Source organism: Tumebacillus sp. BK434 (assembly GCF_004340785.1).
Classification (GTDB): domain Bacteria; phylum Bacillota; class Bacilli; order Tumebacillales; family Tumebacillaceae; genus Tumebacillus_A.
The window spans coordinates 845,676-860,191 of record NZ_SLXS01000001.1 but is presented as its reverse complement, the minus strand read 5'-3'; the positions used below and the strand labels follow the sequence as shown (position 1 = coordinate 860,191).

Below are 14,516 nucleotides of genomic sequence, written 5' to 3'. Positions count from 1 at the left end.
GGCTGTGTGCGCGATTTACGTTGCAAATTCGCCCAGAATCTATAAACTTCCTATCTCGATCTATGACTTTGATTAATTTTTGTGTTAAGATTAATCTAGAAGAACTGTATCGGCAGAATGGATGTGACGTTCCATGACGGAGACCCTGCAGACGAAGGTGAACGGCCGCTTTGCCATCGTGGAGCAAATCGGCGCGAACCCCTATTTTGGGGAGCACTTGGCAGGTTGGGATCAATCGACAAATGAAAAAGTTCAGCTCGTGCGCCTGGCACCTCATGTGGTGTCTTTCCTTGGTCATGACCAGATCGCGCTGCGCGCCCGTTTGTTTCAGGAAGCAGGTCTCCCGATGGCACGGGTGCGCGACGTCTTCTCCGCAGAAGGCGCAAGCTATGTCGTCTATGATTGGCAGGAAGGGGAACAGACGCTGCTTTCCTATGCGGAAGGCAAGCCGCTGACGGCGGTGCTCGAGGTGCTCAAGGAACTGTGCACGGCGATTGCCGAGCTGCATGGACGGACGATGTGGCACGGCGGGATCGCGCCCGATTACGTGCTGGTGCAGCCGGACGGTTCGGTGCGCCTGTTGACGATGCTGACCGATGCGCCGTTGTCGCTGTACAACGCCTGCGGGCCGGACGATGCGCTGCAGTATTTTGCGCCGGAGACGATGACGATGAGCCCGCTCGATGCGCGGACCGACATCTACAACCTCGGCGTGCTGTTTTATCTCGTGCTGACCGGGAACTTCCCGTTTACGGCAGATGGCGATGGTGCGCTGCACCCGCCGTCGCGCTATAACGAACACGTACCGCCGCACCTCGACCGCCTGGTGCTGAAGATGATCAACCGCAAGCCAAGCAAACGCTTTCAGTGGGTCGGCCAGATCATCGACGAACTGACGCGCACCTTGGGCAGCCACGACGGGGGCTGCAAGGCGGACCTGCCAACGTACGGATCGCAATACCTGTTCTCGGCGGAGTTTACCGGCCGCGAGCAGGAAGTGGAGACCTTGTCCAACTTCTATGAGCGGATGATGCAGTTCACCCGCAATTCGATGCTGATCACCGGCCAGACCGGTGTCGGCCGCAAGCGCCTGATCTATGAAGTCTCCGGGCGCTATATGCACAACGTGTCCGTCATTTCGGCGACCGTCCGGGAAACGCCGTTTGGCGCCGTGGAACTGCTCGTCATGAAGCTGTTCCTGCTCTGCTTTGCCGTGCCGAAGCTGGAGCGCCTGGGGCGCGTGTACGTGAACCTGCTCAGCGGCGTGTTGCCGCGCGTGGCGTTCGAGTATCGCGATATGCTCACCGCCGAGCCGATGGCGCTGCCGAAGCATCAGGAGCCGGAGAACTTGCTGTTCGACTTTTTCTCAGAAATTTTAGAGACCTACGGCGAACCGATGGTGTTCGAACTGTACGATGCGCACCTGCTCGACGCGGAATCGCTGCAATTTTTCAAAAAGCTGCTCGGGCAAGAGACGCTGGCCCTCGGGTTTGTCGGTGTGACCGATGCGCCGCAACCGCAGCTGACGGCGCTGTTCCAAGAGCATCTGCATCTGGAGCCGCTGCCGCTCGACATGATGCGGGAGGCGGTGCGCTCGCGCTTTGGCAGCGCCGATTTCCTGAGCGATGAGTTTATCCAGTGGCTGAACTATCACGGCCGGGGGTCGCTGGAGCAGGTGTTCCAGCTGATCGAATATCTTGCCGACACCAAGCAGATCTATCAGGAGCGCTATGTCTGGCACATGGTGCCGGAATCGGTGGAGAAGTTCGAGATTCCGCAAGGGATGGAATCGTTGATTCTCTTCCGCCTGCAGTCGCTGCCGCCGCACGCCAAAGAGGTCTGCCAGGTGCTGTCGCTGTTCAAAGGCTCGATGATCGTCGAAGCGGCGGCCAGAGCCTGCGGCTACGACAAGCCGCAAGACTTGCTGCCGGTGCTGCGCCAACTGGAGGAGCAGGGCTTGGTCTGGCAGATGCACAACTTGTACGGCTTTACTTCGAACAACATCAAAGACCACATCTTCCAGACGATTTCGCCGGAGAAGCGCTTGCAGATGCACCGCACGCTCGCGGCCTGCCTGCTCGACGTCGGTTCCACGTCCTATATGGAAGTGGCGTACCACTTCGAAGCGGGGCACGAGTGGGAGCAGGCGATCTACCTGAACATTATCGGGGGACGCCGCTGGTACCGCCGCGGTTTGTTTGCGGAAGCGGATCTGCAGATCAAAAAGGCGATCGAGCTGTATGAGCACGTTCCGCTGCGCAAATGCCCGAATTCCCTGATCACGTTCCGCGCGCGCATCTTGCGCCTGCTCGGGCTGCTCGACGATGCGACCGGGGTGATGACCGCGCTGTACGAGCGCACCGGATCGACGCACGTGCTGATCTCCTTGCTGCTGGTCTATGTCAACATGGGGAACTTCCAGGCGATCAAGCCGCACTTGGCGTATCTGGAAGAGCAGATTCAGACCGACCACGTCTCCGAGCAGGACAAGCTCTATGCGATGGTCGCCATCGCCATGTATTACCTGGAGGCGGACGGCGACTACGAGCACATCCACGCCATGGAGCGCTATCAGCAGGAGCACGGGCAGCGCCTGCGCGAAACGCTGAAGAGCCGCCACTACGTGTCCTGGCTTTACAACCTGCAGGTGCTCTTGATGAGCGTGCCGGGCGTGTCGTTTGAGGAAAGTTCGCATTACCTGCACGAAGCGGCCTCGCTGGCGGAGCATGCGAACAACCGCCAGGCGCTGATCGGCATCTACAACTGCATGGCGATCGGCTTCCAGAAGACCGATCCGCTGCGGGCGAAAGACTATTACCTGCAATCGGCCAACCTCGCGGCCGACCTCGGCAACCGGATGAAAGAGGCGATCGCCTACATCAACCTCGTCGAGATCTACCGCTTGCTGGGCGACATGTACCATGCGCAGCGCTATATCGAGAAAGCCCGCGAGACCTGCCAGGCGGTATTCTCGGGCGAAGATACGGCGCTCTTGTGCAATGAGATCGAACACTTCCTGTTCATCGAAGAGTTCGAAAAGGCGGACCGCGTCATCGACACGCTGATCAAGACGGCGAAGAAGCAAGGGCGCAAACTGATGCGCGACCACGCCTTCCTCTACCGCTTCCGCACATCGCTCGCCCTCGGCAAGCGGAAGCGCTGCGAGCGGATGTGGCCGATGGTCGAACAGATCTGCCAAAGCCGTGATTTTGGCGAGGAGCATCAATTGCTGCGCGGAAGCTACTACCTGATGCATGAGCGCTACGAGGAGATCATCTCCGAGTTTAGACAACTGGTGCAGGAGCAGGATGTGGCGACCGAAGTGCGGATCGAGCGCTATCTGATGCTGACTGTGGCCTGCCGGGAGTCGGGCCGGAATGAAGAAGGCCTGCAAGCGGCGCTGGCGGTGCAAAAACTGATCCACAACACCGGCTACATCGGGTATCTGGCTCAGGCGCATTACTACCTCGGCCGCTTGTACCAGCAGACGCGCCAGTTTGTAGAAGCCAACCTCAACTACAAGCGCGCGCTGATGGGCTATCGCAAGCTCAACCAGCAGGCGCGTCTCGGGAAGATCGACCAGCTGATGCGCCAGACCAACCAGGAGCTGGTCTCGCAGGCGAACGAAGCGATCGACGAGATGAAGAATGTCGTCATCGAAGCGGCGCCGCGGCTGGTGCACAGAGTCGAAGCGAACGGTTCGAAGCTGCGCACCTGGTCGAGCCGGATGGTCGAGGAGCGCCAAGAGCTGATCGACACGCTGACCGACAATGAGATTCTGCTCGACGCGATCCGCCGCGTCTCTTCCTCGATCATGGTGAAGACGGTCTGTGAGAACCTCGCCGCCGTCATCTTCGAGAACCTGCTCTTCGACAACATTCACCTGTTGGTGAAACTGGCGCCGGAGCGGGTGGAATTGATCCATCTGAACGAGCAGCTACAAGCGGTGCCGACGACCAATCTGGAAGTTGACGAGATGATCGCGAGCGTCGTTGGACAGGAGAAGGCGATGGAGTCTGAAGGGCGCACGTCGTACCTCTACGGCCTGCCGGTGTTCTCGCATGACCAGCAGGTGATCGCGGTGATGGTGCTGGAAAAACTGAGCCTGCAAACACCGTTCTCCCTGCGCGACAAACGCTTCATCAACTCGTTTGCACAACTGGTCTCGTCCAACGTCGAGAACGCGATCATGTACGAAGTGATGATCACCGACAACCTGACCGGCCTGTACCAGCGCAATTACTTCATGAAGCGACTGACCGAAGAGTTCAGCAAAGTCAAGCGCTACGGCATCGACCTCTCCTTCCTGATGATCGACCTCGACAATTTCTCGTCGATCAACAACCGCTTCGGGCACAACGAAGGGGACCGCGCCTTGCGCACGGTGGCGAAGACTTTGCAGCGCTCGGTGCGCAATGTCGACATCGTCGGGCGCTTCGGCGGGGAAGAACTGATCGTCATCCTGCCGAATACGAACGGCACGGCGGCGCGCATCGTCGCAGAGCGGGTGCTGAACAACCTGCGCAACATTCCGATCGAAGGCGACCGCTATCAGATCACCGCCTCGATCGGTGTCTCCTCGTATGATATGGACCAGCCGCAAGATGCGACCGACCTGTTTGACAAAGCGGATCAGGCGGAGACGTTTGCCAAGCGTTTTGGCAAAGACCGCGTCGTCTGCTATTGGGAACTTCCGCATGATGATTTTGACCTCTAACGCAAAAGACCGCCCGGCTCCGGCCGGACGGTCTTTTTATGAAAACTGGAGGAAATAGAGCGCGGCGAGCGGGAACAGGACGTTCAGCAGGCTCGACACGTACATCCCGATGCTATGGCGGTACCAGCGGACGGCCAAGCCGCTCTGCAAGTCACCGCGCATCGCAAGCACAAAAAACAGCGTTTCCGCAATGGTCAGCACGCCAAACCAAGTCAGCGGGCGCACGTGGTTCATCACGGTCAGCACATAGAGCAGGAACAGACCGGAGAGACCGTACATCATCTGGCGCGTGACGTTCGCAAATCCGGCTTCCTCCAACTGGCGAAAGTAGCCCTCCGGCTTGTGCTTGAAAGTTTGCCACAGCGAAAGGATGGAGAGCAGGAGCAAGAGGTAGGAAATGACAATCAAAAACACAGACAACAGCAGAACCTCCCGAATGAGAAAATACAGACCTTATCGTACATGAAAAAGATGGGAACGTATAGACTAACGACTACGGGCAACTCGGGAAGGAGAGCGAGGCGACTTGAAAAGCACGGAGACGAGACCCAAAGTCTTGGACGGCTATTTCCGGGCGCATGAGGGGATCGTGAAGGAACTGTGCCACTATTACCGGGCGAAGAGCAAGAAGGAGCTCTGGCTGATCCGTGCGGAGCTGAACCGCCGCCGGCACATGCTCGGCAACATTCCGCTGCTCGCGTCGACGATGCCGATCGTCTTTCTGATCTTCGGCGCGCAGGTCAACAAGTATTTTCCACACGATTCGCTGCGCTGGATGATCGTGGCGGTCGCGTCGATCCTCGTCATCGTCTGGTCGATCAACCATCACTTCCGGCAAAAGGGACGGGTGCACCTCGACCTCTGGCTTGTGGACGAGATCATGAAAGAACGTTCCCAAAATGCGGGCGGTGCTGTACAATTGGAAGAGGAAAGTATTGGGGCATGGCCCCATCCCGCAATGGAAAGGATGGAGCACAGTGAACGTAAGCATTGACTGGAAGGGCAAACGCAAATTTGATGCGGTGGGCAATTCCGGCCATCATATCACGATGGACGCAAAGGCGGATGTCGGCGGCGAGGATACCGGCGCGCGCCCGATGGAACTGCTCTTGATGGGTCTGGGCGGCTGCTCGGGCATCGACGTGGCGATGATCTTGGAAAAGGGCCGTCTCACGCTGGAAGAGTTCCGCATGGAGCTGTCCGGGACGAGAGCGGAGGAAATGCCGCAGCGCTTCACCGACATACATATCCATTACATTCTGAAAGGTCCGGATCTGACCCCGGACAAAGTCGAGCGGGCGATCGTGCTCTCCAACGAGAAGTACTGCTCCGCTTCTGCGTCGCTAAACGCGACCTTGACGGCCTCCTATGAACTGAACGGAGAGCGCTATGAAATGGGAGGCAAGCAATGATTATCAAATGCACCGACTGCTATGAAGAGAACCATGTCACCAACAACCGCTGTTCCCGCTGCGGACGTCTGATGGACGACGCGCGCCGCGAGCAGACCCGCGATCATTTTGAATGGCAGCATCACGATGCGCCGAACACCATCGTCCGCCGGGACAAGCGTCCGGACGGCAACCGCAAAGTTTGGTAATGCGAGCACCCTCGCCGTCATAGGCAGGGTGCTTCTGACTAACAGCAGAGAAAAGCGTCAGTTGAGATAAAGGCATTGACTTCAGGAGGTCAAAAGATGATATCGTTTCGTCGGAAGCTGACAGGACTCCTCGAAGTAATTATCGGGTTAGGACTTATCGTTGGCTTTTTCCCCGCTTCGACATTGTTAAATGTGAACCCCTCTCCGTTTTTTCTCTTGGTGATCTACGGTGCATGGGTGGCCGGTCCTGTGATCGGGCTGTTTTCGGGACTGCTCTCCTCGGTGCTGTATTTGGCGATGCTTACCACGACAACCGCGTTCCCCTTCAACGCGCTGTGGACGTTTATCATCGCCGACCCGTCTCACTATCTGACTCCGATGTTTCTGTTGGTCGCAGGCTACGTGTTCGGGGAGCTGCGCACGACGCTGGAGCGCCGGATGCAGCGACTGCGCGATCAGGCGTCGCTGATGCAACAGGAAGCGAGCGAAGCGCGAAGCCGCCTGCAGCAGGCGGAAACGGCCCTGTTCGAATTGCAGGGGCGGGTGCTCGGGCAGACGGCGACGATGACACGCCTGTATCAGATCGCCCAGAGCTTGAACGTGCTGTCGGTTGAAAAGATCTTGACCGAGCTGCTCGGCGTGCTGGAAGACCTGCTGCAAGTCGAGCAGGCGAGCATCTACCGCGTGGAAGAGAGCAACCGCTTTGCACGCCTCGCCGTGCGCGTCGGGCAGCCGACGTGGTCGAACTCGGTGACGATCGACACGCACGAACTGGTCAAAAAGGCGATCGAGCAGGGCAAAGTGCTGACGTTCAAAGATGCCACGGAGCGCCCGGCACCGATCTACATGGTGCCGATCTTCCGGCAGAATCGCACCTACGCTTTGATCGCCATCCACCGTCTGCCGCTCGCCAAAGTGACGGCCGACACGACGCAACTGCTCGAAGTGCTGGCCAAATGGGCCTCCGCGTCGCTGGAGCGGGCGACCGCCTTTGAAGCGGCGCTGCTGAATGACGCGACCTATCCGAATTCGCGCTTCCTGCGCGCGCCGTATTTTCATGAGCAGTGCGGGCTGGAGCATGACCGCTATGTCCGCTACGGCATCCCGTACACGATCCTCGAAGCGACGCTGCACACCGTGCTGCGCGATGAAGACGTGCCCGGCGCGCTGAGCGAGCTGCTGCGCGGCAAGATGCGCACGTTCGACATGGCGACGTGGGAGCCGGAGAGCAATCGGCTGATGTTGCTGTTCCCGACCCTTGATCATCAGGATGCGAGCGGGGTGGCGCAGCGGGTCTGGGAGCGGCTGGCGAGCGATGACTTCCAAGTGCTCGACACGCGCGTCTTGCACAACGAGTGTGAAATTCGAACGGAAATGCGGGTAGAAGCCTGATGAAAGCAGAACTTCAGTCCCGCAAGGTGAAATACAGCAAGCAAACAGGCAAAGAGCGGGGGAGCGACGCTCGTCATCAGCGCTCCATCGTGCTGTTTGCCCTGTTTGGCGTGCTGGATGTCGTGTTGTTTATCCTGGCTTTGCAAGGGGCTGTCTGGCTGCTCCTCGTGCGCGGCGGGCTGGCTTTGCTGTTCGCACACTTCGCGCAGCCGATCTCTTCGCTGCGCCCGTGGAGCTCCCGGCAAGCGCTGACGGCGCTGACCTGCTTTTTGATGCCGGGAATCGGCGGTTTGATGGCAGCTTATTGGTCGACGCGGGTGACAAAGGTGCAAGGCGCCTGGCAGGACGTGCCGGTGGCGCAAGACGTGTACCGCTCGCCGATCGACTGGGGCGGTGTCTTGGATGTCGTGCCGATGATCGACGTGCTGGAAGGCGGCGATCCGCAGCGCAAAAAAAGTGTGCTCTTGCAGGCGCAGTCGATGCAGTCGGGCATTCAGGTGCCGGTCGTGCGCAAGGCGCTCGATGATGCTGACCCGGAAGTGCGCTACTACGGAGCCTCGTTGCTTTCTCGCGCTGAAGCGGTGCATTCGCTGCAAATCCGCAAGCTGGAGAGCGAGCTGGAGTACAAGCCGGATGATGTAGAGCTCTGGAACCAGCTCGCCGGCGAGTACGGGCAGATCATCGAGGAAGGGATCGCCGGGGCGGAGCTGTCCCGCTTTTATCTGGACAAGCGGCTGGCCGTCCTGGACCAGTCGCTGCGCCTGGAGCCCGATCAGCCGACGGCCGGGGTGGAGCAGGCGCAGACTCTGTTCCAACTCGGCCGCTATGACGAGGCGGAGCAACTGGCCGTCCTGTGGTATGAAAAAAGCGGCGGCGCGCATGCTGACCGCGCGATTGGCGTGTTGATGCAGATCGCCTTTGAACGCAACGATCAGCAGCGCTTGGCGGAGTTGGCTGAGCGGGTGTCTGACGGGCAGAACCTGCCGGAAGCGGTGCGCGGTTTGATCCAGCTGTGGAAAGGGGGAGAGGAACAGGCATGAGAAAACGCAAGCTGCCCCTTTTTCGCATCGCCATTTATACGGTGCTGTTGACGGTCGTGGCGGTGACCGTGCCACCCCGCGTGCAGGAATGGGTGGCCGATGACCGGCGCTTTGAGCCGCTGCTGACGTTTGACGAAGTCAAGCGCACGGAGTTTCCCGATGCGCCGCATCAGCGCTATCTGATCTTGTACCATGAAAGAGGCGACATCCCGGAAGTGTTGGCGACAGTTGACAACCTGTCGATGGCGCTGCGCTACGCCAAGCTTCCTTATGATGTGATGTCATTTGCCGAATACAAGAAGCTGAACACGCCGCTCGCCCGCTATCAGCAAGGCGCGGTGGTGATCGTCGGAGAGCGGCAGGAAGAACTGCCCCATCAGGACCTGCTGCAAAAATATGTGACCGAGCAGGGCGGCCTGCTGATCAACGCACTGCGCAGCCCCCGCTCGCCGCTGAACCCCTTTTTCGGAATCGAAGGGACGCCGAAGTTTGCGGTGCAACCGCCGATCGGATTGCATTGGGCTGAGACGAACATCTATCCCGGGCTGTCGGAAGTGACGCTGAGCGGCGACAAGCTCACATCGTCATCGCTCACGCTGCAACCGGCGCTGGAGGATGACGCGGTGGTCTGGGCAGAGTCGGACGATGAGGGGAGCGTGCCCTATCTCTGGGTGATCGAGCGCGGGGCAGGCAAAGTGATCTACTGGAACACCACCGCGCTGCAGGAGACCCCGATGCGCGGCGCGTTCATCCAGACGATGCTAAAAGCGCAAGGCGGTGCCAAAGCGTCTGTCGGGGCGCAAGTCTGGTTCATCGACGATTTCCCGTCGCCTGCGTACGGTCTGGTCTCGCCCGGCAATACGACCGGCATGTCCGACTACATGTTCAGGCTGAAGCGCTGGGACCCGGACATGCAGGAGATCGCCAAGAAATACGGCATCCGGTACTCGGCAGGCGTGATCTTCATGTACAACGATCAGGTCAAGGGGCCGTTCGAGTATGTGGAAAACGGGCAGGAGAACCTGTTCGACCTCGAGGTAGAGCTGGTCAAAAGCGGCGGTGAGCTCGGCCTGCACGGCTACAATCACCTGTCGCTGCGCAAGAGCTATACCGACTATGAAAAGCAGCTGTACGGCTACAAACCGTGGCCGTCGGAGCAGGAGATGCTCGCGGCTTTGCTGACGGCGCGCAAGCTCTGGCAGCAGGAGATCAAAGCCCCGCTGCCGACGATGTACATTCCGCCGTCCAACGTGCTCAGCCGCGAAGGGAAGATGCAGCTGTACAATGCTTTCCCGGAGCTAAAGACGATCTCGGCGCTGTACGCGACACCGGGCAAGGGCGGCGAGTTCTCACAGGAATTCTTGGCCGACCCGGACATTCCGCAGATCATGGGCACGCCGCGGGTCACCTATGGTTATTCGCTGACCGACGATGAGAAGTTCGACCTGTACAGCGCGATCGCCAACCTCGGCATCGTCTCGCACTTCAACCACCCGGACGACGTGTTTCATGGTGACCGCAACAAAGGCAAGACCTGGCTCGAGCTGCGCGATGATTATGCCAAACTGGTCGGGGACGTGAACTCGCGCTTCCAATGGCTGCAGCCGCTGACGGCGACCGAGCTGTCCGACAAGCTGCGGATGTACCATGCGACACAGGTGCAATTCGACCGCTCGGAGCAGGATCGCTTGACCGCCTATCTATCGCCGCTGCAAGGACCGATGGTGCTGGAAGTTCATGTGAACGATCCGTTTGCCTGGCAGGCAGTCTCCGGCGGCGAGATTCTGGCGCGCAATGAGGAGTACGGCCTGCTGTGGGTGGAAGCGACCGAGCCGAAACTGGTGCTGGAGGTGGCAAAGTGAAAGTAACCTTGCTGCTGGAAGGTACCTATCCGTATGTGCAGGGCGGCGTTTCGTCTTGGACGCACCAGCTGATCCGGACGCTCTCCGACTGCGAATTTTCTATCGTCTATATCGGTGCTACCCGCCAGCCCGATGCGAAATACAAATATGAGCTGCCGCCAAACGTCAGCGGGGTGCAGGAGATCTATCTGCATGAGCAGGACGAAGTGAGCGGCGGGCTGTGGCGCTGGAAGAAGCGGCACCGCGAAGAGATGCGCCACTTTTTCAAGACGGGCGAACTGCCGAGCCGGGAAACTTTGCTCACCGTGCGCTCGAAGCGGCACACGCCGACGGTGGAAGCGATCCTGGAGGAAAGATGGGCCTGGGACGTAACGCTGGAAGTGTATCGTGAATTGCCGAACGCGCCTGCGCTGGTCGACTTCGTCTGGAACTGGCGGTCGATGTGGCTGCCGATGCTGCGCCTTTTGCGCGCGCCGCTGCCGCCGGGGCAGTTGATGCACGCAGCTTCGACCGGCTATGCCGGCTGGTACGGCGCGGTGATGAACCGGCTGACCGGACTGCCGCTGATCATCACGGAGCACGGCATCTACACGCGGGAACGCGAAGAGGAGATCGTGCGCGCCGACTGGGTGTCGATGCCGCTGAAGAGCTGGTGGAACCGCTTTTTCGCCCGCGTCGGCCTGACCGGATATGAACGCGCGAAGTTTGTGACCACGCTGTCGCAAGGCAACCAGAAGGCGCAGCTGCATTACGGCGTGGAGCGGGAGAAGATGCGTCTGATCCCAAACGGGGTCAATCCCGACTTGTTTGCAGACATCTCCCCGACGCCAGACCGCCCGTTTACGGTCGGCGCGATCTTGCGGGTGGTGCCGATCAAAGACGTCAAAACGCTGCTCCGCGCGATGGCGGTCGTGCTGCGCCAGAAGCCGGACGCCAAGCTGATGCTGATCGGGCCGCAAGATGAGGACAAGGAGTATTATGCAGAATGTCTGGCCTTGATCGACTCGCTCGGCATCGCCTCGGCGGTGATCTGGACGGGGCCGGTCAATATCTTGCAGTACTTGTCGCAGTTGGATTGCATTCTGCTGACGTCGATCTCCGAAGGGCAACCGCTCGTGATGCTGGAAGCGATGGCGGCAGGATTGCCGGTCGTCGCCACAGATGTCGGCGCCTGCCGCGAGCTGATCGAAGGCTACGACGGCGATACGCTCGGTGACTGCGGGTATGTCACCAAGCTGATGACGCCCGATGACACGGGGGCGGCGCTGCTCAAGCTGGCGAACGGCCCGGAGCTGCGCCGCGAGATGGGGCGGATCGGCCGGGAGCGCGTGCAGCGCTTTTACACGCTGCGCCAGGTGATGCGCGAGTATCGCAAGCTGTACGATGAGGCGGTGATGTCGTAATGGCGGGCATTGGTTTTACGCTGCGCAAGGCGATCGGTGACGCCGGACGCTCCGGCAAGTGGAAAGTGTACGGCGCGGCCGCTTTTGTGGCGGCCGGGCCGTGGCTCCTGACGCTGATCGCATTGTTTTTGCTCTTGTCGTGGAGCAAGGCGTTCGGCTTGCAAAACGCGCAGCGCGATCTGTTTTTCGCGACGATTACCTATGCGATGATCACGTCCAATCTGATCTCGACGACGGCGCAGTTCTTTTTGACTCGCTATCTGGCCGATGCGCTCTATGTGGAAGCGCCGGAACGTCTGCTCAGCGGCTTTACCGGCGTGTATCTGTACACGGGGCTGGCGGCGACTCTGATCGGGACGGGGATTCAGTGGTTTTTACCACTTCCGGTCGCCTACAAGGTCTGGACGGTGCTCTTGACGGTGATCCTGACACAGCTCGGGCTGATCATGATTCTGCTGTCGGCTGCAAAAGCGTATTGGGACATCGCCCGCGGCTTTTTGTTTGGTCTGGCCTCGCTTGGCGTGATGGTGCTGATCTACGGCGTATATATGAAGCTGAACGGACTGCAGGCGAATGAAACGGTCGTCATGGCGATGTTTACGCTCGGGCAAGGCGTGGCGTTTTTCTGGCTGGGCAGCGTCGTCGTGCGCGACTTCCCAGGCCAGACTCCGGCGGTGTATGAGGTCAAGCCGCAATTCAAGCGCTACCCGGAGTTGATCGGAATCGGCTTCTGTTACGCGATGACCTTGTGGATCGACAACGGGATGTATTGGCTGTCGGAGCACAGCTTGATCGTCGGCGGCAGCTACCTGTTGTCGCCTGGGTATGATCTGGCGAAGTTCTGGACGTTTTTGGCGCTGATTCCGGCGTTTACGCTGTTTTCGGTGAATATCGAGACCGATTTCTACAAAGTATTCCGGCGTTTTTATGATGCGATCGAAAGCGGCGACACGTTGGCTCCCGTCCGCATGTTCGAAGAGGAGCTGCGGCTGGAGACCAAAGCGTCCTTGCTGCGGATGATGAAGATCCAAGCGTTTGTGGCGCTGCTGGCCTGGGTGTTCGCCCAGCAGGTTAAACAGATCTATCCGGACGTGATCGACATCTTCCAGTGGACGATCATCGGCTCGGTGCCGCATATGGTCTGGATCACGGCGTTTTTGCTGCTGTTGTATTTCGACGCGCGCAAACAGGCGATGTGGGCGGCCGGGATCGCCATGTTGTCGCTGCTCCTCGGCGGCGAGATCGCGACCGAGTACAACTGGTCGCCGGGTGCCGGCTATCTGCTCGGCTCGGTGCTGATGCTGCTCGTCACGCTGTGGATGCTAAACCGCCAGCTCGATCGGCTGTTGTTCTATGCGTTTTACGATCCAAACGGGGTGCGCAAGCGCTGGCTGCCTCCGGCGGCGACGGCGAACCGCCGTCAGCAGCGCCTGGGCTATCCGGTGCTCGATGCGGAGGAAGCGGAGCGGTTTAAGCAGCGGGAAGAAGAAGAGAATAAATGGTACCCGGAGATGAAACTGCCGCCGCGAAGCAAAAAGCACAACCGCAAGCAGGAAAAGGAGGAGTAGCCGTTCCATGAAAGACGAATTGTACTCCTTGACGATCGGCGAGGAGCTGGCAGGGCGCAAGATCAAAGATGTGCTGCAAAAGCAGCTCAAGATGTCGCGCAAAGTCATCCGCAAGCTGACCGAAGGACAAGGGGTGCTGTTAAACGGCGAACCGATCTGGACCTCCTGGCGGGTGGCGGAAGGCGATCATCTGCGCCTGCTGCTGCCGGCGGAAGAGTCGGTCGATATTTTGCCGGAGCCGATCCCTTTTGCAACTTGTTATGAAGATGAAGACGTGCTGGTCGTCGACAAGCGCGCCGGGCTGATCGTGCACCCGACGTCGGGTCATTGGACAGGCACGCTGGCCAACGGGGTTGTGTACGATTGGAAACAGCGGGGCGTCGTCGCCCGCTTTCGCCCGGTGCACCGCATCGACCAGTGGACGTCGGGGCTGATCGTGATCGCCAAAAATCATCATGCGCATCAGTTTTTGAGCCAGCAGATGATGGCGCGCACGATCGAGCGGGCGTACACGGCGGTCGTGCACGGGCGGCTGGACTTGGAGGAAGGGTTGGTTGTCGGCCCGATTGGGCGCAGCGACGAAGATTTTCGAGTGCGCGTGGTGCGGGAGGACGGCCAGCCCGCGAGCACGGAATATCGGGTGACGGAGCGTTTTGTTGCAGGGACGCAGGTCGATCTCAAGCTGCATTCCGGGCGGACGCACCAAATACGCGTGCATATGAAGCATATCGGGCATCCTTTGTTTGGGGATGCGATGTACGGCACGACAGACGATGCCGCTTGGATTGAGCGGCAGGCGCTGCATGCCAAGCTGCTTGGCTTCGTGCATCCGAGAAGCGGGGAGCCACTGCGTTTTGAATCCCCGCTGCCTGAGGAGATGACCCGTCTGGTGGAGAAACTGCGCCAGGCGGATGAGGGAAAGGAGTGAAGGCGC

Annotated in this window: 11 protein-coding genes; 10 read left to right on the top strand and 1 reads right to left on the bottom strand. The window is 59.5% G+C overall.

The genetic code is table 11. The features are described from left to right. Positions 1 to 133 precede the first annotated feature (133 nt). Positions 134 to 4,717 carry a diguanylate cyclase gene (locus tag EV586_RS02690; protein WP_132943526.1) on the top strand — a complete coding sequence of 1,528 codons (4,584 nt, stop codon included), beginning with the start codon at positions 134 to 136 and terminating at the stop codon, positions 4,715 to 4,717. Between the two features lie 36 nt (positions 4,718 to 4,753). On the opposite strand, the gene EV586_RS02685 is transcribed toward EV586_RS02690, so the two are convergent. After that, complete coding sequence (locus EV586_RS02685; RefSeq protein ID WP_132943525.1) at positions 4,754 to 5,137, bottom strand: hypothetical protein; 384 nt, start codon at positions 5,135 to 5,137, stop codon at positions 4,754 to 4,756. Between the two features lie 106 nt (positions 5,138 to 5,243). Here EV586_RS02685 and EV586_RS02680 point away from each other — a divergent pair, with 106 nt between their 5' ends. The 9 genes from EV586_RS02680 to EV586_RS02640 all read left to right on the top strand — a co-directional run bounded on the left by EV586_RS02680 (position 5,244) and on the right by EV586_RS02640 (position 14,510). Beyond that, the gene (locus EV586_RS02680; protein WP_132943524.1) at positions 5,244 to 5,711 is read left to right on the top strand and encodes a hypothetical protein; all 468 of its coding nucleotides are present in this window, start codon (positions 5,244 to 5,246) and stop codon (positions 5,709 to 5,711) included. Continuing rightward, positions 5,695 to 6,129, top strand: a complete 435-nt coding sequence (locus EV586_RS02675) for an OsmC family protein (protein ID WP_243652900.1) — start codon at positions 5,695 to 5,697, stop codon at positions 6,127 to 6,129. Before EV586_RS02680 ends, EV586_RS02675 begins: the two co-directional genes overlap by 17 nt. After that, the gene (locus EV586_RS02670) at positions 6,126 to 6,317 is read left to right on the top strand and encodes a hypothetical protein (protein ID WP_132943522.1); all 192 of its coding nucleotides are present in this window, start codon (positions 6,126 to 6,128) and stop codon (positions 6,315 to 6,317) included. Before EV586_RS02675 ends, EV586_RS02670 begins: the two co-directional genes overlap by 4 nt. A 96-nt stretch (positions 6,318 to 6,413) precedes the next feature. Next, positions 6,414 to 7,709 carry a GAF domain-containing protein gene (locus EV586_RS02665; RefSeq protein ID WP_132943521.1) on the top strand — a complete coding sequence of 432 codons (1,296 nt, stop codon included), beginning with the start codon at positions 6,414 to 6,416 and terminating at the stop codon, positions 7,707 to 7,709. Further along, on the top strand, positions 7,709 to 8,749 hold the full coding sequence (locus EV586_RS02660; protein ID WP_132943520.1) for a tetratricopeptide repeat protein: 1,041 nt from the start codon (positions 7,709 to 7,711) through the stop codon (positions 8,747 to 8,749). Before EV586_RS02665 ends, EV586_RS02660 begins: the two co-directional genes overlap by 1 nt. Then, the gene (locus EV586_RS02655; RefSeq protein WP_132943519.1) at positions 8,746 to 10,611 is read left to right on the top strand and encodes a DUF2194 domain-containing protein; all 1,866 of its coding nucleotides are present in this window, start codon (positions 8,746 to 8,748) and stop codon (positions 10,609 to 10,611) included. The genes EV586_RS02660 and EV586_RS02655 overlap by 4 nt, the downstream gene beginning before the upstream one ends. Continuing rightward, on the top strand, positions 10,608 to 12,014 hold the full coding sequence (pelF, locus tag EV586_RS02650; RefSeq protein WP_165898186.1) for a GT4 family glycosyltransferase PelF: 1,407 nt from the start codon (positions 10,608 to 10,610) through the stop codon (positions 12,012 to 12,014). Before EV586_RS02655 ends, pelF begins: the two co-directional genes overlap by 4 nt. After that, positions 12,014 to 13,582: an exopolysaccharide Pel transporter PelG gene (gene pelG / locus EV586_RS02645; protein ID WP_132943517.1), complete on the top strand. Its 1,569-nt coding sequence runs from the start codon at positions 12,014 to 12,016 to the stop codon at positions 13,580 to 13,582. Before pelF ends, pelG begins: the two co-directional genes overlap by 1 nt. A 7-nt stretch (positions 13,583 to 13,589) precedes the next feature. Beyond that, positions 13,590 to 14,510: an RluA family pseudouridine synthase gene (locus EV586_RS02640; RefSeq protein ID WP_132943516.1), complete on the top strand. Its 921-nt coding sequence runs from the start codon at positions 13,590 to 13,592 to the stop codon at positions 14,508 to 14,510. Positions 14,511 to 14,516: the final 6 nt, after the last annotated feature.

Coding starts and splice junctions, on each gene's coding strand:
- EV586_RS02690 (WP_132943526.1), top strand. CDS start 134: ATGACGGAGACCCTGCAGACGAAGGTGAACGGCCGCTTTGCCATCGTG.
- EV586_RS02670 (WP_132943522.1), top strand. CDS start 6,126: ATGATTATCAAATGCACCGACTGCTATGAAGAGAACCATGTCACCAAC.
- EV586_RS02665 (WP_132943521.1), top strand. CDS start 6,414: ATGATATCGTTTCGTCGGAAGCTGACAGGACTCCTCGAAGTAATTATC.
- EV586_RS02660 (WP_132943520.1), top strand. CDS start 7,709: ATGAAAGCAGAACTTCAGTCCCGCAAGGTGAAATACAGCAAGCAAACA.
- EV586_RS02655 (WP_132943519.1), top strand. CDS start 8,746: ATGAGAAAACGCAAGCTGCCCCTTTTTCGCATCGCCATTTATACGGTG.
- pelG (WP_132943517.1), top strand. CDS start 12,014: ATGGCGGGCATTGGTTTTACGCTGCGCAAGGCGATCGGTGACGCCGGA.
- EV586_RS02640 (WP_132943516.1), top strand. CDS start 13,590: ATGAAAGACGAATTGTACTCCTTGACGATCGGCGAGGAGCTGGCAGGG.